Raw genomic sequence first — 18743 nt, 5'->3', positions numbered from 1 at the left:
TCTTGCGGTAGACTCTCAGACGAATAAAACAAACATAGAGCTGAGAGAATGGCAGATAAACTTCTGCGTCATCTGTCCGTGGATGGGCGCGTCTCCGCCCTCGCTTTCCAGTCACCGTTATCTGCGCGCCAAAAGGTTGCTCCCCAAAGAGGCGACGGCGGCGCGCATGGCAGACGGCTACTAGCTCAACTTGAGGAACTCACAGGCACAATCGAGGACCTAGAGCAGACCAGAAAACAGCTAGGACTGCCTGAGCGCCGAGGCATGACCATTGCCGTCGAGTTTTCGCCCAGCGGTCTCATTGACTACAGCAAAATCGAGTGGAAACTTAACGGGATTGAGTTATTGGCAGTCCAAGTGCATAAGAATTCGGACGTCGCAGTTCTGCTGGTGCCGGACGGTGGGCTCTCTGGCTTCGTACGGCGCATTAAAGCCTACATTGAGTCCGAGAATCCCGATGCGCGGAAGAATGCGGCGTTAGTCAACGCAATAGAAAACATCAAACGCGCCGCATTTTCGGAGCTATGGTCGGACACTGCAGACGCTCCCGAGGACGAGCAATGTCACTGGTTTCAACTCTGGCTGCGGCACACTACCGGCTCCATCCCGGACCTTATAAAGCAGTTTCAGCAACATACACTAACACTCGGGATAAGAGTCGAGGACGGCTATGTGCGGTTTCCGGGACGTGTCGTAGTTGCCGCTTACGGCACTCGAGCCAATCTCGAACGGACCGCAGAATTGCTGGACCGGGTCGCAGAAATCCGATTCGTGGAGCCGAACGCGGAATTCTTCTTGGATGACATAACCCCAGCCGAGCAGGCCGAGTGGGTAAACGAACTCCTTGCGCGAACTTCATACGCTGATGAGGACGCTGCGCCTTATGTTTGCATCCTTGACACCGGCGTGAACAACGGTCATCCGTTGCTGGCGAATGCCCTAAGCCCCGATGACACTCACACGCACAAGCTGGAGTGGAAGCGTCACGACCATGACGGGCACGGAAGTGAAATGGCGGGTGTTGCCCTCTTCGGCGACTTAACCCACGCACTCAACGTAGAGCACGAAATCGACCTCCCGCACCGACTGGAGTCAGTGAAGATTCTTCCACCGGAAGGAGAAACTGCCCCCCACCTGTGGGGTGCGGTTGCAATCGAGTCCGTCGCCCGCGTCGAAGCCGGTGCGCCGAAGCGCCCACGTGTTTTTGCCACGATGACGACTTCGGTTGGGCACCTGTTTGGAGCGCCGTCGGAGTGGTCGGCAACTATCGACCAACTTGCGTTCGGACGTCCGCCCGTCGATGTCACAAGCATAGAACTTGGCGAGCAGGCCCCGCGTGTGCCAAGGCTCTTTGTGCAATCCGCCGGGAACGTTCACTGGAATTACTGGAACGAATATCCTGAAACGAACTGGAACAGCCCGGTCCAAAATCCAGCACAAGCATGGAATGCACTGACAGTCGGTGCAGCAACATCACTCGTACAGATTGACCGCAAGAAGTATCCGTCTTACAGCGTCATTGCCCAAAAGGGCCATCTGTCTCCATCGTCAACGACATCATGGGTTTGGGCCGAGTCGTCATGGCCATTTAAGCCGGACGTGGTAGCCGAAGGTGGTAACGGTTCGCTCGATGCAGGCATTCACCCGACGGTTGGGCCTGAATCGCTCCGTGTTTTGACCACTTCAAATACACCGGCCAAGAACCTGCTGGCATCGACCGGGGACACCAGTGGAGCGGCTGCAGAGGTTGCCCGCATCTGCGCGCACTTGCGTGCGCAGTACCCCGACTATTGGCCAGAAACCATCCGCGCGCTTGTTGCCCACGGGGCGGAACATACGGACGCCATGACTGCGCCCTTGCCAGCAAATCGAAAGCGTCTGGACAAAGAGAAGTTGCTCCGGACCTTCGGATTCGGCCTCGTAAGCCATGACCATTCCCAGTTCTCAACGGCTCATCGGCCGACGATGGTCATACAACGGGCATTTAATCCCTATCGCGTCAATGAGAAGCGCAACGTCGTGCTCGGGGCCATGCAACTTCATGACCTCCCGTGGCCCGCAGACGAACTAACGAAATTGGGTGAAATTCAGGTCGAAGTTCGAATAACCCTTTCGTACTTCATCGAACCCAATCCGAGCGCGCGCGGATGGCAAAGCAAATATCGCTATCAGTCTTTCGCACTCAAATATGCCGTAAAGGGAGCGTCGGAGGACGATGCCGCGTTCATGCAACGCATCAACAAACTTGAGCGTGCCGGCGCCGACTCCGAGGAATTCAAAGACCCTGACCTGAAGGACTGGAGATACGGCCCGCAATTGCGGGCACGGGGGTCGCTGCATTCGGACGTCTGGACTGGGACCGCGGCACAGCTCGCGTCCAAATCGCAAATTGCTGTGTTCCCGGTGGGCGGATGGTGGAAGGACTGGACGGAGCTTCAACAATTCAACGCGAAAGCAAGGTATGCACTGGTAGTCTCGCTGAAAGTCAGCGACGGTGTTGACACAGACATCTACACTCCGATAGCAAATATCATTGAACAGGACGTCGCAATCGATATTGACGTGCCAAGCGGCCAAGGTTAGGCGAACATTTGTTCACCGTTTGACATGGGAGAACCGTCCAATTGACTCTCGAACACCGACGATAGAACACCTGCATGGACCCAAGAATTCGCGTTGTTCCACCCAGAACATCACTCCGCACGGCGTACCCTCGTTCGTTCATCTTGACGCAGGATGCCTGGGATGATTATGGCTACAAGACTCAGTACCACTTGAGTTATGCCGACGAAAATGGGAATCTCGGCCACATTGGGAACGTAAAGATACTGTGCAACGACCAGCCGGAGACAGATTCATCCCTGCTTCGCGGGGGGTTTAATTCACTTGAGGACGAATTTTGCTCCTTGGGTCAATCGCTCGACTACTACCAACGAATAGCGGAAATGCCAGAGGAAGACAGAAACTACATTCTGTCTGCGCTGAAGGATGTTGTTCGCGACCGCAGTCGGGTAACTCGTTTCGAATCCGAGGTCGGTTGGACGAAGTCACTGCTCCGGGAAGTCGGCTCGTTTGACGAGTTCGTCCCGCTGGCGTCGACGATTCTCGAGCAAAACTATAGTGAACTACCGAGTCTCGATTCCCACTTCCAATTCCGGATGTCTGGCTGGTCCAGCCCGGTTGACTTCTCCTTCGATGCGCCGAACGTCCCGGATTTACGACCATATCAGGAACGTTCTGCCGACTATCCGCCGGCGGAGCTACCGCGTCGAATCTCTGTTGTCATCGGGAGGAACGGTTCCGGGAAAAGCACTTTACTGTCGCGGCTCGCAAGATTTGCGCACGCATCACGCGGCGACAGACAGCGGAACAGCCTAGCAGAACTCGGCGAGTTGACGCCAGTCGGCATGGGATTTTCTCGCGTCCTCACCATTTCCTATAGCGGATTTGACAACTTTCAGGTGCCAGGCGTTACGCGACGGGAGCGAAGGACGATTTCCGAAGAGCTAGCTCGAGGGACCGGCCGGTTTATCTTCTGCGGGCTGCGCGACATAGGAACCGAGTTGGCGTCGGAGCTTGACCAATCGCGGGGACCCGATGAGCAGTATGTTCCATTGGAGGACCGCCAACAGACAACCGTGCTCAAATCGGCTCAGACGCTGAGTGCGGAATTTTCTCGAATTGTCGACCGCATCAGGTCACTCGAACGCGGCTCGCTTCTAGCCACGGCGTTACTGCCAATTCTCGCAGACCCGTCGTTCAATGACCTTCGGTCTACGCTCTACTCGCAGCTAATGTCCGGCAACTGCGAGCAGATGTTTTTGGGATGGAGTACAGGCCATAAAATCGTTTTGCATGTGATTTGCAGTCTTGTGGCCTACGTTGAGCCTCGTTCACTCGTACTCTTTGACGAACCGGAAACACACCTGCATCCACCATTGCTCGCCTCATTGATGCATTCATTACGTAAAGTGCTCGCGGCTAAAGACGCATATGCCGTGGTAGCAACGCATTCGCCTGTGGTGTTGCAGGAGACCATGGCGAAGCATGTGCACATCATTTCAAGAGAAGGCTCAGAGACCGTTGTTCAGCCGCCTGGCGCAGAAACTTTTGGCGAGAATATCGGGATTCTCACATCAAGCGTGTTCAACCTCACATCGGAAATCACCGACTTCAACGAAACCTTAAGGAAACTAGCAAGGCAGATGCAGAACCTAGACCAGATAGAGGAACTCTTTGAAACGGGCGGCCTGAGCCTTCAGGCGCGCGCACCTGTCGAAACCTTCACAGTTCCAATGAAGAGCAGCGTTTAGCGTCGACAACGAGACCCGCGCTGTGCTGGTCTTTTTTTGTCCCGCATCAGCGCAGTCGGCCGGCCCGACGCGCTGATGGATGGGTGCCTATCGCGGAATAAAGCGAGTGTGGCTGCCACTTTTGGAAATCTGGCCATGGAGACGGAGGCGCTCCAGACTTGTGTTAGTGAACTCAATGATGAGTTGGACGACGGCAACGATGGTCTAGCGGAAAAGCAGAAGAGGGCGAAGCGCTAAGCATATGCAAAGTGAGCGTTGCTGCGGTATAGGCTCAGACAACACGCGACGCCACTGAGCCCTTGACGGCCCACCCCGAACTGGCTCAAACATTGGTAACTCGGTGTTACCAATTTCGCAGCGCCGTTTCACCTATGCGCAACAACCCCTCCTAGACTTCGAGCCATGTTCACTGATGCGACACGCTATGCGTGCGGGGAGTAGGAAAAATGAATAGCAAACTCGTTGGGGCTGCACTCGGTCTTGCTGCGTTGGCCGCGTCCGCCGCGGCGTCGGCGCACGTGGACATAGGCGTAGGCGTCGGCATCCCGGTCGGAATCTATGCGCCGGCAGAGCCAGTGTACGCACCGCCACCACCGGTGGTCTATGCTCCGCCACCACCACCGGTCATATACGGCCAGCCGCCAGTCGCGGTGGTGTACGGCGGTGACGACGACTGGAGGGCAAGAGAATGGCGCGAGCGTGAATGGCGCCGCCAGGAATGGCGTGAACATGAGTGGCGCGAACGTGAATGGCGGGGATATTGAAACGACGCCTGAAGGCGCCACATCCGAAAAATCCGACCTCAGAGTATCTTTGAATGAAAGCCAGCTTGATAAGAGGCGCCTTGATTGCAACGACGCTCGCCTTCGCGACTGCAGGCACGGCAAACGCTGCAGGCTGTCTCAAGGGAGCCGTGGTGGGCGGAGTCGCGGGACATTACGCGGGGCACCACGCTGTAGTTGGCGCGGTCGGTGGCTGCGTGGTCGGCAGGCATCTGGCGAAGCAGCACGCTCAACAGCAAGCCGAGCAGCAGGCACAACGGCAAACCGCTCAACGTCAGGCAACACAGCCACAATAGGACTTCGACGCCGCGGGGTGCCCGGTGGACCGGCAACTCTCTGGTTCCACCGGGCACCCGCCAATTACGTTGAGGACGTAATCTCGGCGCCAGACTCGACTGAGGTCACCGGAGCTGGCAGGGCCACGCTCTGGCGCGGCCCATTTTTCGCAGGTACCCTCGCGCTCACGGCCTTCTTGGCAACCACTTTCCTGGCCGCAACCTTCTTCGTCGGTGCGGTCTTTGTCGCTGCGACCTTCTTGACGATGTCTTTTTTGGCAACTGCCTTTTTGGCCGAAAGTTTCGTCTCCGTCGAAGCACTCACATCGGCCGCTGCATTAGCGCCAGCAATCAAAAACTTCGTCCGGTCTTTCGCACCGGCAAGCCATGTCGGAGCCGGACCACGTCCGCTCCAGGTCGCGCCGGACTTCGGGTCGCGATACTTAGCCGGCTGCGGACCTTTCGGCTGACCCTGGGTAGAAGTCGCACCGACTGTCTTCGCCTCCGTCTTCTTGCCGACCACCTTCGCTTTGCTCACAACACCTGCGGTCGTCGTAACGGTCGCGTCAGCGTCGGCTGCAATCAGAAATTTGCTGCGGTCCTTAACGTTAGCAAGCCAGGCCGGCGCGCGGCCGTGACCAGTCCATGTCGCTCCGGTTTTGGGGTGCTGATACTTCGGCGCAGCTTTAGTCTTGGTGACATCGGCAATTTTCGTCTTGCCAGCAGCGGTGCTGACCTTCAGCCCTTTCGCCACTCGCTTTGCCGACGCCTTGGCTTCAATGTCTGCCGTCGTTAAACCATGCTTCAGCATGATGTCGCGGATTTGGTCGATGGCGTCCTGCGCTTTCTTTGCAAGCAATGCCTCGGCTTGAGCGTGCAGCTTCTTTAACCGAGCCTGGATTTGTTCGAGTGTCGCCATATAAGCTCCCTTTGTCGTTGATAAATTGACCGCACTATGCCACGGTCGCGCGCTCGAAGCTATGAGTGCATCGGTGCCGTCAGGTTACTAAATAAATCAAAGCCGGAGCCACCTCCGAAACGGGATACGACCTTCACATCACGCGCAAAGAGAACTGGTTCGTCGACGAGCCTGAAATCGGTCTTGACGAGTGGAAGTCTTTTATAGATACGGATGACGAAATACGGCTCGATGGCTATGCTGAGGCAAAGCTGCCCGATGGAAATGCGCGGCGTGTGGACAGCGAGCGGCTAGCCGTCTGGACCTTATATAGCGGCAGCACGGCTAACGGAAACATGGCGTGGTTCGATTTCCGGTCCGGTAATGTTGTCGTCAAGAATCCCGATGTCGCCATTCTTAGTAAGATGTGGAAAATCGCTCAGAAACTAGGCGCTCGGGTGCAGGGCGACGATGGTGAGATTTACGGTTCTGATGGAAGTGTCGTTGCGTTGCAAGCTTCTCTTTAACCTTTGGCGGTTTCGACCCGATGCCCGCGCACTCACCGCCGCGGCACCGTGCATCGCGACAGCCGGTCAAGTATTTCGGAAGGTAAGCATCTTTGCGGTCGAAGTCGTCTTCGATGATTCTCCAGGCAATTCAAATTGCCATAGATGCGGCCGTGCGGATGCTGGTGGACGCTCACAACACAGTTGGCTTACTCGGCAATTCACTGTGCGTATCCCGTTGAGCCGGAAAGTGCCTCCTCAGCAACTCTGTTACCTGCTCCACACCGCGCAGCACGCCTGTCTCATACCTCCCGCTCCGAAACTCTGCCTCCATGTTCTGGCAGATGGCTTCCCACTCTGCAGCGTGCACCTTGCTGTGCACACCACGGTCCGCGACTATCTCCACATCGCGGTCCGCGAGCAGCAGGTAGATGAGTACGCCGTTATTGTGCTCAGTGTCCCAGACCCGAAGCTCCGAGAAGACATCAATCGCGCGCTCTCTTGCCGACATCCCCTTCAGCAGCACACCGATGTGAAGCGCACCCTCGACCGCAAATCGGACCTGGCCTATATGTGCTCTGTGGCTTTCCCGAACCGCTTTTTCGATTGCGCGCAGAGTCTTGGGAGGAAAGGCAAGGTTCACGTGCCAGCGGCTCATGAACAGGTGTCTCACGACGCGTTTGATGTCCATGGCTACCATCTTCCCGAAGCGCCGCCACCACCAAACCCGCCGCCACCACCCCGGAAGGTGGTCCGGCCCGACCCGCCCCCGAGTCCACCGATAGCACGCCCTCCGACGTAGGCACCGAGCCCGCTACCGAGTAAGGTAAACGCGAGTGCAATCGCGCCGGCGACGACAGCGACAAAGAGCGTTCCGGACAACAGCCATGCGATGCCCGCAACGGCGCCGCCGGTCACGACTGAGCCAGGCAGGCGTCCCAGCAGAGAGCGAAGTACACCACCAACTACCATGGTAAGCACGAAGAGGATAGGCAAGTAACCTCCGAATTTCCCGGCGGTACCGTTCGCATTTTTATCTGGCGGCGGCAAAGGCTCGCCGTTGATGACATTCATGATGCTGTCAACACCCGCCTCAATGCCGCCGTAAAAATCGCCCTGTCTGAATCTTGGGACAATCACTTCGTTGATGATGCGATTGCTGGTGGCGTCGGTAAGCACGCCCTCGAGGCCATAGCCCACTTCGATACGCAGCGTCCGGTCGTTCTTTGCGACGATAAGCAGCACGCCGTCGTCGATACGCTTGCGCCCAAGCTTCCATTGTTCAACGACGCGTATCGAATATTGCTCGATGGTTTCCGGCTGAGTGGTGGGGACGATGAGCACCGAGATTTGGCTCCCCTTTTTGTTCTCGAACGCCTGCAAGGTTTGCTCCAGCCCGGACCGTTGCTCGCTGGTGAGCGTGCCCGTCTCGTCGGTGACGCGCGCGGTCAGCGCCGGAATCGCGACGTCCGCGCTGGCGACAGACGAGCAGAATGGGATGAGCGCGAGCAGCAGAACCCTCGCTGCTTTCAGGATGTTCAATTGGTCACTCCACTCGCCGGCTTCGGCGCTGTATCGAAATTGACCTGCGGAGGCCGGGCAATCTCGGCTTCATTTGACACAGAGAAGTTGGGCTTTTCCTTATAGCCGAAGACACTCGCCGTCAGGTTGGACGGAAACGACCGCACCGTAGTGTTGTAGTCCTGAACAGCCTTGATGTACCGGTTTCTGGCAACTGTAATGCGATTCTCGGTACCTTCGAGTTGCGCCTGCAGGTCGCGGAAATTTGCGTCGGACTTTAATTGCGGATAGTTCTCTGACACGACCAGCAGCCTTGATAGCGAACTTGTCAACTGGGCTTGCGCCGCTTCAAACTTCGCAAATGCTTGCGGGTCGTTGATAAGCTCCGGGCTTGCCTGCACCGAACCCACTCTCGCGCGGGCTTCCGTCACACGCATAAGCACTTCTTTTTCCTGGCTCGCATAGCCTTTGACTGTATTCACGAGGTTGGGAATTAGGTCGGCGCGACGCTGATACTGATTCAATACCTCAGACCAGCTGGCCTTCACCTGTTCGTCCTGAGTTTGGATAGCGTTGTAGCCGCAGCCGGAGATTCCCAGCACGACTACCGTCATCAACCACGTCAACATTGCGCGCATTGGAGTGTTCCTGTCGTCAGTCTGCGTTCGCTTTAATTCTTCTAGCGGCCCGTCCCCACAGACGTACGGCCTCCAACCTGTCAGCGACGGCACTTTCAACCTACGCCTGACCGTTCGACCGCGATTGACGCAGGTCAAGTTCGTTCCGGAATCCTCCCCGGTTACCAGAATCTGCGTTGCCGAGGTGATGGGCCGGGCCAGGACGAAAGCCGCATGCATCCTGACCTCCGCAGAGAGGCCAAGCACCGTCGCGCGGTGCAACGACCCTGTATCAACCTTCAGACAAACATGCCTCCCAGCCGCGACGTATGTTCCTTGAGCTAGGTCAATCGGGTCCGCATGCGCGTCGATAGAGTAAATGGTATGCAACCAATAGTTCGGGGAAAAATCATGAACAGCCAACAAAAAACATCGACTCTCGCATCCATTGCTGGGGCAGTCGTTGCCCTGTTACTCGCATTCGGCTCGCCTCTCTCACAAGGCGCATCACCGGATGTTGACGCTCACGGCCACGGCGCGGGCGCTTCACAAGGCGCAAAGGCGTCGAAGGCGCAGCCAAAATCGCTTAGCGACGCCGACGCTCAAATGAAGAAGATGCAGGAAATACACGAGCGAATGATGGCGGCAAAGACCCCTGAAGAAAGGGCAAAGCTGATGGATGAACAAATGCAGGCCATGCAGCAGGGCATGGCCATGATGAACGGCATGAAGAATCCTCACGGCAGCATGGGCCCGAACGGCATGCGTCACGACATGATGGAGAAGCGCATGGACATGATGCAGATGATGATGACCATGATGATGGACAGGCAGTCCATCGAAAACGCGCCAGCCGCCAAATGACGGTGCAGGTGCCGACGAATTCAATGTGAAAATGTCTGCTCAGGAAACACCGCCGTTCTGGAAGTCGCGTGGCGCCATCGCATTGATGGGATTTGCGGCCGTGGCCACCTTTTTCATGTTCTCCGAACACCGCGCGCATTTTCTTGGCGTATTGCCATATCTCATCTTCCTCGCGTGCCCACTGATGCACCTCTTTATGCATCACGGACATCACCATGGAACGCAGGTCGAGGCGCAACATTCAGACCCGCAGGGAGGTCATGATGAACGACCCAGCTAGTGGATATGGATTGTGGGGACTGGTTGCCATCAACTCCCTCATCTTCATCATTTTCGCGTTCAGCTTCTTCAAGCCCAATACCGCACGCGACTGGCGGACGTTCGGCGGATTCTCGGCCTTCGTGGTTGCGCTGTTCGCAGAGATGTACGGCTTTCCGCTCACCATCTACCTTTTGTCCGGGTGGTTGCAGAACCGCTTTCCGAAAGTGAACCTGTTGAACCACGACTCAGGACATCTCTGGTGGACGATGACCGGTCAGCATGGCAACCCACACCTTGCGTTTCCGCATCTCGCCAGTTTCGCCCTCATCTTCGGCGGCTTCTACCTGCTCTCAACGTCCTGGCATGTTCTCTACGAAGCGCAGCGCAAAGGCCAATTGGCGACAACGGGTCCGTACGCCAAAGTCCGACACCCTCAGTATGTCGCTTTCGTCATCGTCATGACCGGATTCTTGCTCCAGTGGCCGACACTCGTGACGCTTGTCATGTTCCCGATTCTGGTTGCGATGTACATGCACCTTGCGCGGCAAGAAGAGCGTGATTCGGAGTTACGTTTCGGTGAGGCGTGGCGGGATTACGCAGCACATACACCTCGGTACGTCCCAAAGCTATCCAGCAGCGATACTGCACACGCCCAATAGCGCGTCGCGGAGGCCTTTTAATGTCTGAATCGCACGCCCACGCCGCTGGCCCAGTCCCCATCGGCTCCAATCAAGTGTCTGAAGTCCAACGCAAAGGCGAGACGGGCGTCGTCTACACGTGCCCGATGCACCCTCAGATACGAGCGTCGGCACCGGGCAATTGCCCGATTTGCGGTATGACACTCGAGCCTGTGACTCCGCTCGCGGGAGAGGAGCGGAACGTCGAACTCGAGTCGATGACGCACCGCTTCTGGGTCGCGCTTGCGCTGTCAATACCGCTACTGGTAATGACCATGGGTCCGATGGTTTCGTCTTACGACCTTGGCGCGCTCGTGAACCATATTGGAGACAGCCTGGCTCTGCCACACTGGATGCCCGCATCGTGGGCACAGTGCGTCCAGGCGGTACTCGCCACGCCGGTCGTCCTGTGGGCCGGGTGGCCTTTCCTCGAGCGCGGCTGGAATTCATTCAGGACGTGGCAGCTGAATATGTTCAGCCTGATTGGACTCGGCGTGGCCACCGCGTACGGCTTCAGCCTGTTCGCGCTGTTCTTTCCCGACACGCTGCCGCATGCATTCCGACGCGGGCACGAGTTGCCGCTGTATTTCGAAGCCGCCTCCGTTATCGTCACGCTCATTCTTCTCGGGCAAGTGCTTGAACTCCGCGCGCGGTCACGCACCTCGAGTGCCATCAAGGATTTGCTTAACCTCGCGCCACATACCGCGATTCGGGTGAGGCCTGACGGAACCGAAGAAGCCGTCCCTCTCGAGGCGGTCGCTGTCGGCGACATACTCCGCGTAAAACCTGGCTCGAAGGTACCGGTAGATGGCGTCGTCACAACCGGCGGTTCCAGCGTCGACGAATCCATGATTACGGGGGAGTCCATCCCATCAGAAAAGGCGGCTGGAAGCACGGTGACCGGCGCGACGGTCAATCAGACCGGAACTTTTCTGATGCGAGCAGAAAAAGTCGGCTCGGATACGTTGCTCGCGAGAATCGTGCAGATGGTTGCCGACGCTGGCCGCTCCCGTGCTCCCATCCAGAAACTGGCCGACCAGGTGTCAGGATGGTTCGTGCTAGGCGTTATGGCTTGCGCGGCGGTCTCGTTCGTCGTCTGGGCTGTCATAGGGCCAGCGCCGGCGCTCGCGAATGCGTTGGTCGTCGCTATCAGCGTTCTAATCATCGCGTGCCCGTGTGCACTCGGCCTGGCAACGCCTGTCTCCATCATCGTAGGGGTTGGGCGCGGTGCTAAAGAGGGCGTTCTCATCAAGGACGCAGAGGCTCTCGAATTGATGGAGAAAGTGGATACGTTGGTGGTCGACAAGACCGGTACCCTCACTGAAGGAAAGCCGCGCGTGCAAACCGTTGTGGCGCTGGCGGACCAGTCAGAGTTGTCCGTACTGAGTTATGCGGCCAGTCTTGAAGGGCCGAGTGAACATCCATTGGCACAGGCTATTGTCACGCAGGCGCAGGAGAACAAGGTGCCGACAAAGCCCGTTGATGCATTCGAAGCAGTCGTGGGCAAAGGCGTGAGCGGCCGGATTGACGGCCGGGTCGCATTGTTGGGCAATACAGTGCTCATGGACGATGCGCAAGTCGATTGCACTGCGGTAGGAGCAGACGTGGACCGGCTGCGTCAAGCCGGTCAGACAATCATGTATCTCGCCATCGACGGAAGGCTCGCGGGTTATATCGGCGTGGCTGACCCGGTCAAGGCCACAACACGGGAGGCAGTTCAGTTGCTGCGGGCGTCCGGCATCAAAATCATCATGCTGACCGGCGATAATCCCATCACAGCCAACGCGGTGGCAAAATCCCTGGCGCTCGACGGCGTCAAGGCCGGCGTACTGCCTCAGGACAAATACAAGCACGTCCAGGAGTTGCAGCAGCAAGGTCATGTTGTCGCCATGGCGGGCGACGGTGTCAACGATGCGCCCGCTCTCGCTCAGGCTAATGTCGGAATTGCAATGGGCACTGGTACAGATGTGGCAATGAACAGCGCACGCGTGGTACTCGTCAAGGGCGACCTGCGGGGCATCGCGCGGGCCAGGACCTTGAGCATCGCCACAATGAAGAATATCCGGCAGAACCTCTTCTTTGCGTTCGCGTATAACGTGATTGGAATTCCCGTCGCAGCGGGTGTCCTGTATCCGTGGCTGGGCATCCTCCTAAGCCCCATTATCGCGAGCGCGGCGATGGCATTGAGCTCGGTATCCGTGATTGGAAATGCGCTCCGTTTGCGGGGCGCCCGTACGTAGCATAGGCATGCAGCCGCGAAGCGTAGGGACGGGGCTCTCGTCTGAACAGCTTCGTTCGACCAAGCGCCGCATGCGCTGCGCAAGACTTATCGGACGAGGAACGGATTGCGCGAGAACATAAAAGGAAGACCCGGACGTGTTGCCGGGTCCCGTAAAAGATGGCCGTTAGCCGAAGTCAATCGGGGCGTTAGGCAGCCTTTTTTGAGCTAAGGCGATGGCCATCTGCGTGGACGCAGGGAACAGTGCACTGCCACCAGCTACGTCGTACCCGGCAGTGGGCTGGAAACAAGAACCGCAGCAGTGACGAGTGCCCCGGTCAGTACTACCGATTCAATGTGCAAGACGACGGCAAACCGTTTGAGAGGTCCTACCGCTGACGCTGGCGAAGCGCTCCGCAGCGATTCAAGCAGTCTAGGCATCTCGAAAAAGCGGTTATGCCCACCGAGCGCTGCAGCGACGAACACCAGAGCGAGTTTCATCAACAGCACCTGGCCATAGACCGATTGCAGCAGGTCTCCAGGCGACCTGACTCCACGCCAGCCGTTGTAGGCGCCCGTAACGAAGAGAATAACGAGCGCCAGCGTCGCCGCGTCCGACAATGACTGGATATATGCTGCGCTGTTTAGACGCTCGGTACTCAATGCATTGAAAACGCGCGGCGTAACAACGTAAGTGGTTACCAGCACGAGCCCTACCCAGACACTGATTGCGAGCAAATGCAGCCAGTCCACCCACACCGGCAGGCTGAACAGGCCAGCATCGACTGGGTGTCCTCCATTGCTGCGCGCCAGCGCGACGCCGGCCAGGGCCAACCAGATGACCGGAGACAACCAGATTGATTTCCCTGTCTCGATAAACGAAAGAATAACCACGCACAGCATCAGTCCAGCGCCGACCAGCCATGCGTGACCGAACCCGGTCTCAACTAGCATCGAGCGGACAGCGGGTCCCGCCTCAGGAAGTGCAGACTCGCTCATCAACGCACAATGAATCCAGAAGGCGAACGTGCTAGACAGCAGCGCGCCGACAGATGCGACACGCAGGACGCTGACAAGCCGCAGTCTAACGCTCACCTGCCACGAGGATGTTTGGCGCGCGAGCCATCGGTCGCTAATCAACACGCCGACGACAATTGCAAAGCCGAGGTTTTGCAGGGCGACGAAGGCAAGCCTCGAGACGCCAAGGAGACCATCGTTCATCACTTCACCTGAAAGCCGTACGTACCCTTGGTCTTGTGGGCGTCATGCGTCATCACGGCCCACTGGACTGAGTAGGTCCCGGACGCTAACTTCGGAAGAGCAATGGTCAGCACGCGAGGGTTGGCGGCGTCGACCTTTGCCTTTTCCTTTGTTACGGCCTGGCCGGTTGAGTCGGACACTTTAACCATGCTAAAGGTCGACTCAAGGTCTTCGTTAAAGGTCAATCGTAGCGAGTCCGGCGTGGTTTCGAGTGTGCTGCCGGCGGCCGGGACGGCAGCCTCGAGCCTCCCGTGTGCGAACGCTGCAGCCGGTGCTAAGGCGATGGCGGTAGCCGTAGCAAGTCCTGAGAGTTGCTTGCGAGTAAAAGTCTTCATGTGCTTGCGCATCCTCGATGGTCCAGGCGGGTGTTGCCGGTATTTCATGGCAACACCCCGCGATTCGTTACTGCTTCTGCAGCTTCGTTACCGTCAGTGCTCCGTCCACTTCCTCGGCCACAAAATCAATCTTGTCGCCGACCTTGACCTGCGAAATCATGGCGGGGTCTTTGACCTTGAACACCATCGTCATGGCGTCCATGCCGAGATTTTCCAGCGGGCCATGCTTGATAGTCAGCTTTCCGGCTGCGGCGTCGACTTTCTTGATTTCCCCATGTGACATGCCAGCCTTTGCTTCGCCAGCCTGCTTTGCTCCGCTACTGCCCATGTCCATGTTGCCCATTTCGCCAGCCGCATAGGCCGAGCCCGAAATCGCCAGGGCGCAGCTAACTGCAATCGATGCAAATACGTTCTTCATGACTCTTCTCCTGCGTTGAAATAAAAAGTTGAGCTGGACCGCAAAGTCCGGCGAGACAGAAAATCAGCTATCCGGCAACTCGCCGGTGTATTCGTAGGCAACCGTCCCCTTGGGATGCTTGAACCAGCCCGGGTCGCGATAGTCTTTGCGCCCCAATCCGTCACGTACCTTCACGACGGTGAACATTCCGCCCATTTCGAGCGGGCCGAACGGGCCAGTACCGGTCATCATCGGCAGTGTGTTGTCGGGCAGTGGCATCTCCATCTCGCCCATGGCACCGCCTGTGCTGCCCATCGCCATGTAGTCCGGCACGAGCTTGTTGATGCGCTTCGCGAGGTCTTTCTGCGGCACGCCAATCAGGTTCGGTACGGAGTGGCCCATCGCGTTCATCGTGTGGTGAGACTTGTGGCAGTGAAACGCCCAGTCTCCGGGCCGGTTCGCCGTGAATTCGATGGCACGCATCTGGCCGACCGCGACATCGGCGGTCACCTCAGGCCAGCGTGCGGCCGGCGGAATCCATCCGCCATCCGTGCCCGCAACCTCGAAGTGATAGCCATGCAGGTGGATGGGGTGGTTGGTCATCGTCAGATTGCCGAACCGGATACGCACTCGGTCGCCGGCGCGCACCGGCAATGGGTCAATACCGGGAAAGACCCGCGAATTCCACGTCCACATGTTGAAGTTCGTCATTTCGTTCACACGTGGCGTGAAGCTGCCCGGGTCGATGTCGTACGCGGACATAATGAACACGAAGTCGCGGTCAACCGCCATGACGCCGGGGTCCTTCGGATGAACGATGAAGGTCCCCATCATGCCCATCGCCATTTGCACCATTTCGTCGGCGTGCGGGTGATACATGAAGGTTCCGTGCTTCTCGAGCTGAAACTCGTAGACGAAAGTCTTGCCTGGGGGAATATGAGGTTGCGTGAGCCCTCCAACACCATCCATGCCCGAAGGCAACAGCATCCCGTGCCAGTGGACGGTGGTGTGCTCCGGCAGCTTGTTGGTCACAAAGATACGGACCTTGTCGCCCTCTACTGCTTCGATGGTTGGACCTGGGGCCTGTCCGTTGTAACCCCAAAGATTTGCGTTCATGCCCGGTGCCATCTCGCGCACAACCGGCTCAGCAGTCAGGTGAAATTCCTTCCAGCCGTTTTTCATGCGCCACGGCAGCGACCAGCCGTTCAGCGTGGCAACAGGCGTATACGGACGGCCGTTAGGAGGTGTGAGCGGCGGTTGCATGGTGGCCTTGGCCATCGTGGGCGCCTCCGGCAGCGACGCAGCACCTGCCTTGCTCACCAATGCTGCTCCGAGCAGCGCAGCCCCCGAGCTGCCGAGAAATTTTCGACGTGACACCATGTCATTTACCTTCTGAATCTGTAGAGGATGCCGGTGGCATCGCGGGTGCTGACGGCGCGGAGGTCGCCATCGCGAGCGGTGGGAGACGACCACCCACTGCCTGCTGCAGGTCGGTCTCCGCGAGCCAGTAGTCCTTCAGCGCGTCGATATAGCTGTTCACCGCGCCGACCTGGTCACGCGAATCGGACAGGAGTTCGAATACGCTCGCGAGCATTCCGTTGTAGCGAAGCAGCAGTTCGTCCGAGATGGTCTTCCGGATTGGCACGACTTCATCGCGGTAGTGCTTCGCGACGTCGTAATTGGTCACATAGGCCGAATACGACTCCCGTACTTCAGACCGTGCGTTAATCGCGGTCTCGGCGACTCGGTTGGCCGATTGCATGTAAATCGCTTCGGCGCGCGCAACCTTCGAGCCTCCCCAATTAAAAATTGGAATCTCCACGCTGATTTCGTAGCCCTGTTCGTGGCCATCTGCGGTGGTGAAATTATTCTGGTAGCCAACGTCGAGCGCGTTGATGAACCGTGTCGCTTTGCTCAGACCTAGCGACGAAGCGACGCTTTGCGTCTGCACCTTCGCGGCCTGGATATCCAGGCGGTTCTGCATCGCGAAGCTTTCGAGGTCATTCAGCTCGGGACGGTCCTTGGGCAGGTCTGGCAAACGTTCGGGAAGCGTGAACTGCGTTTGTGCGCCCCATAGGCCCATCATGCGTGTCAGCTTTTCCCGCGCGGCCACTGACTGCTGCCGCGTTCTTGCCAATTGCGCAACGGCATCCGCATAGAAAGCCTGCTCACGCGCGTAGTCGAGCTTGCTGAAATTGCCCGCTTGCTGCATCCGCAACGCAAGTTCGGCGCCGGCTTCCGCGGAATCCTTCACCTGCCCGGCATACGCGGCAGACTGTTGCATTGCGACCGCATTGATATAGGCTCTTCGGGTATCGGCAGCCACCCTGAGCATCGCGTCCGCCGCCAGTAGTCTGGTTTGCTCGAAGCGGCGACTCTCGATGCGCGTGGCCAGTGGCAGCGTCAGAACGCTTAACAACCCGAGCGTGAACGTGCGATTGATGCTGAGGTCGTTTCCTCCATGCGTGCGGCTGAAGCTGAAACCGGGATTGGGCAGCCGTCCCGCCTGAACGAGGTCTGCCTCGGAAATGCCAAGCTCGCCGTACGAGGCCTGCAGGCTCCGGTTGTTCAGCAGCGCAATCTGGACTGCGTCATCCATGCTCAATGGTCTGGAAAGCAGTTCCTGCGTTCGCTTTGCGACAGCGTCCCGGTCTTCGTCGGTCTTCACCAGTACGGCGTCTTTCCCCAGACGCTCGGAAGCGGTCGTCGAAACGGTATTGAAGCCGCCATCCTTCGAAAATGTCGTACATCCGGCCAGGAACGCAACCGCGGTCCCGAAAACAATGACACGGCGACCCAAAAAGATGTGCGTCGTCATTTCGTCGGCTCCTCGTGATGGGAGCTGTGCTCACTATTTCTGGCACCGCTGCCGCCTGACGGCATTTGACTTTGGCTCATCCCCGGTCTTCCGGGTGCGGTCGCCACTGCCCGATTGACCTCCTGCCATGTGGGCGTTTTCTGGTCGCGATACGGCTGAAAGTCCGCAAACACCGACGGCACGTTGATGGCCGGAACCGGTGCTGCCGCATCTGTCGGGTCAGGAAGTGTTGTAGTGGCGAGCACGAGCGTCGGCAACAATGCCGCCGCGCCGGGCAGCGCCGCGATAAACATTCGCATGGATTTTTCTCGTCGTAAGTCACCTGGTGGCCGAGGAGCGGCCATCAGGTCGAAATTCCGCATCGCGACTTATCGGCCGCGACAGAAGGACTAGACGAGGGAGATTCGGGGAGGTCGTTCGATGCCGTCGGTCAGAAACGGCACGACGCGGTCAGAGCGGGAAAACGGAACAACAAGATGAAGTACGTCGGCTGACGCTACGACGGTAGGGACAGCCGGCAAGGCTCCGCCGAAACAGCAGGACGCGCATGTCGAGCATGAATGAGCATGGTGCGAATCGCCGCCATGGGAATGGCTGTCACGGTCGCTGTCGGTCATCGTCAGGTCATGCACGTGACGGTGAGGCAATGATTCATCAGTGTCTTCATGCTGAGCATACGCGACATCGCTCCCGAAATGCGATGAACCGCATTTCATGGAGATGGCCGCGAACGACTGAACCGGAAGGCTCAGTGCCAGCAGCAGGACGAGGAAGAGTTTGCGCCAGTAAGACATGGTGAGAAAGTCTAGCATGCTTCGACAAGAAGACTGTAAGGAAGACCGTGTCAGCTTGTAACCACCCGATGCTTTGCCAAAACAGCCTGGAAGACCTTCGCAGCCGGGTTGGCGAGCGCCACCGTTGCATTTACCTTGCCTGGCCACTGTGTCGCCGTGTTTGCTACAGGAGCCAAAAATGCAATGCGCAACCAACGATGAGGTAGC

19 protein-coding genes are annotated in these 18743 nt (G+C 57.9%); 8 read left to right on the top strand and 11 right to left on the bottom strand.

Features of this window, described 5'->3' with window-relative positions:
• Positions 1 to 48: 48 nt before the first annotated feature.
• From P0D70_RS00485 to P0D70_RS00470, 4 genes are all read left to right on the top strand, one after another.
• A complete protein-coding gene (locus tag P0D70_RS00485) occupies positions 49 to 2583 on the top strand; it encodes a S8 family serine peptidase (protein WP_494478130.1) in 2535 nt (844 codons plus the stop codon).
• 74 nt (positions 2584 to 2657) lie between these two features.
• The gene (locus P0D70_RS00480; protein ID WP_408181489.1) at positions 2658 to 4313 is read left to right on the top strand and encodes an AAA family ATPase; all 1656 of its coding nucleotides are present in this window, start codon (positions 2658 to 2660) and stop codon (positions 4311 to 4313) included.
• Positions 4314 to 4759: 446 nt separating this feature from the next.
• Complete coding sequence (locus tag P0D70_RS00475) at positions 4760 to 5077, top strand: hypothetical protein (protein WP_408181487.1); 318 nt, start codon at positions 4760 to 4762, stop codon at positions 5075 to 5077.
• 53 nt (positions 5078 to 5130) lie between these two features.
• Positions 5131 to 5391, top strand: a complete 261-nt coding sequence (locus P0D70_RS00470) for a hypothetical protein (RefSeq protein WP_408181485.1) — start codon at positions 5131 to 5133, stop codon at positions 5389 to 5391.
• A 64-nt stretch (positions 5392 to 5455) separates the two neighbouring features.
• Here P0D70_RS00470 and P0D70_RS00465 read toward each other — a convergent pair whose 3' ends face one another.
• The 4 genes from P0D70_RS00465 to P0D70_RS00450 form a co-directional block, all read right to left on the bottom strand.
• Positions 5456 to 6289, bottom strand: a complete 834-nt coding sequence (locus P0D70_RS00465) for an H-NS family nucleoid-associated regulatory protein (RefSeq protein WP_408181483.1) — start codon at positions 6287 to 6289, stop codon at positions 5456 to 5458.
• 678 nt (positions 6290 to 6967) lie between these two features.
• A complete protein-coding gene (locus P0D70_RS00460; RefSeq protein WP_408181481.1) occupies positions 6968 to 7465 on the bottom strand; it encodes a TPM domain-containing protein in 498 nt (165 codons plus the stop codon).
• 2 nt (positions 7466 to 7467) lie between these two features.
• Positions 7468 to 8316 carry a TPM domain-containing protein gene (locus tag P0D70_RS00455; RefSeq protein WP_408181479.1) on the bottom strand — a complete coding sequence of 283 codons (849 nt, stop codon included), beginning with the start codon at positions 8314 to 8316 and terminating at the stop codon, positions 7468 to 7470.
• Positions 8313 to 8933, bottom strand: a complete 621-nt coding sequence (locus tag P0D70_RS00450; RefSeq protein WP_408181476.1) for a LemA family protein — start codon at positions 8931 to 8933, stop codon at positions 8313 to 8315. Before P0D70_RS00450 ends, P0D70_RS00455 begins: the two co-directional genes overlap by 4 nt.
• A 390-nt stretch (positions 8934 to 9323) precedes the next feature.
• Between P0D70_RS00450 and P0D70_RS00445 the strand changes: the two genes are divergently transcribed.
• The 4 genes from P0D70_RS00445 to P0D70_RS00430 are packed head-to-tail and all read left to right on the top strand — an operon-like array spanning position 9324 to position 12954.
• Positions 9324 to 9776: a hypothetical protein gene (locus tag P0D70_RS00445; RefSeq protein WP_408181474.1), complete on the top strand. Its 453-nt coding sequence runs from the start codon at positions 9324 to 9326 to the stop codon at positions 9774 to 9776.
• 31 nt (positions 9777 to 9807) lie between these two features.
• Positions 9808 to 10056: a DUF2933 domain-containing protein gene (locus P0D70_RS00440; protein WP_408181825.1), complete on the top strand. Its 249-nt coding sequence runs from the start codon at positions 9808 to 9810 to the stop codon at positions 10054 to 10056.
• Positions 10040 to 10696, top strand: coding sequence for a methyltransferase family protein (locus tag P0D70_RS00435; RefSeq protein ID WP_095417087.1), 657 nt, complete (start codon positions 10040 to 10042; stop codon positions 10694 to 10696). The genes P0D70_RS00440 and P0D70_RS00435 overlap by 17 nt, the downstream gene beginning before the upstream one ends.
• A 20-nt stretch (positions 10697 to 10716) precedes the next feature.
• Complete coding sequence (locus P0D70_RS00430; protein ID WP_408181472.1) at positions 10717 to 12954, top strand: copper-transporting P-type ATPase; 2238 nt, start codon at positions 10717 to 10719, stop codon at positions 12952 to 12954.
• Positions 12955 to 13211: 257 nt separating this feature from the next.
• Here the strand turns inward: P0D70_RS00430 and P0D70_RS00425 are convergent, their stop codons facing one another.
• The 7 genes from P0D70_RS00425 to P0D70_RS00395 all read right to left on the bottom strand — a co-directional run bounded on the left by P0D70_RS00425 (position 13212) and on the right by P0D70_RS00395 (position 18536).
• On the bottom strand, positions 13212 to 14153 hold the full coding sequence (locus tag P0D70_RS00425) for a CopD family protein (protein WP_408181470.1): 942 nt from the start codon (positions 14151 to 14153) through the stop codon (positions 13212 to 13214).
• The gene (copC, locus tag P0D70_RS00420; protein WP_408181468.1) at positions 14153 to 14527 is read right to left on the bottom strand and encodes a copper homeostasis periplasmic binding protein CopC; all 375 of its coding nucleotides are present in this window, start codon (positions 14525 to 14527) and stop codon (positions 14153 to 14155) included. Before copC ends, P0D70_RS00425 begins: the two co-directional genes overlap by 1 nt.
• A 67-nt stretch (positions 14528 to 14594) precedes the next feature.
• Positions 14595 to 14945: a copper-binding protein gene (locus P0D70_RS00415; RefSeq protein ID WP_408181466.1), complete on the bottom strand. Its 351-nt coding sequence runs from the start codon at positions 14943 to 14945 to the stop codon at positions 14595 to 14597.
• Positions 14946 to 15008: 63 nt separating this feature from the next.
• A complete protein-coding gene (locus P0D70_RS00410) occupies positions 15009 to 16304 on the bottom strand; it encodes a multicopper oxidase family protein (RefSeq protein ID WP_408181464.1) in 1296 nt (431 codons plus the stop codon).
• A 1-nt stretch (position 16305) separates the two neighbouring features.
• A complete protein-coding gene (locus P0D70_RS00405; protein ID WP_408181462.1) occupies positions 16306 to 17742 on the bottom strand; it encodes a TolC family protein in 1437 nt (478 codons plus the stop codon).
• Positions 17739 to 18041, bottom strand: a complete 303-nt coding sequence (locus P0D70_RS00400; protein WP_408181460.1) for a hypothetical protein — start codon at positions 18039 to 18041, stop codon at positions 17739 to 17741. The genes P0D70_RS00405 and P0D70_RS00400 overlap by 4 nt, the downstream gene beginning before the upstream one ends.
• Positions 18042 to 18131: 90 nt before the next feature.
• The gene (locus P0D70_RS00395; RefSeq protein WP_408181458.1) at positions 18132 to 18536 is read right to left on the bottom strand and encodes a hypothetical protein; all 405 of its coding nucleotides are present in this window, start codon (positions 18534 to 18536) and stop codon (positions 18132 to 18134) included.
• Positions 18537 to 18743: the final 207 nt, after the last annotated feature.

The sequence above is a fragment of the Paraburkholderia sp. RL17-381-BIF-C genome, from assembly GCF_046026435.1.
Taxonomy (GTDB): domain Bacteria; phylum Pseudomonadota; class Gammaproteobacteria; order Burkholderiales; family Burkholderiaceae; genus Paraburkholderia.
The sequence above is the reverse complement of the archived record's forward strand: the minus strand, read 5'-3'. Positions and strand labels throughout refer to the sequence as shown.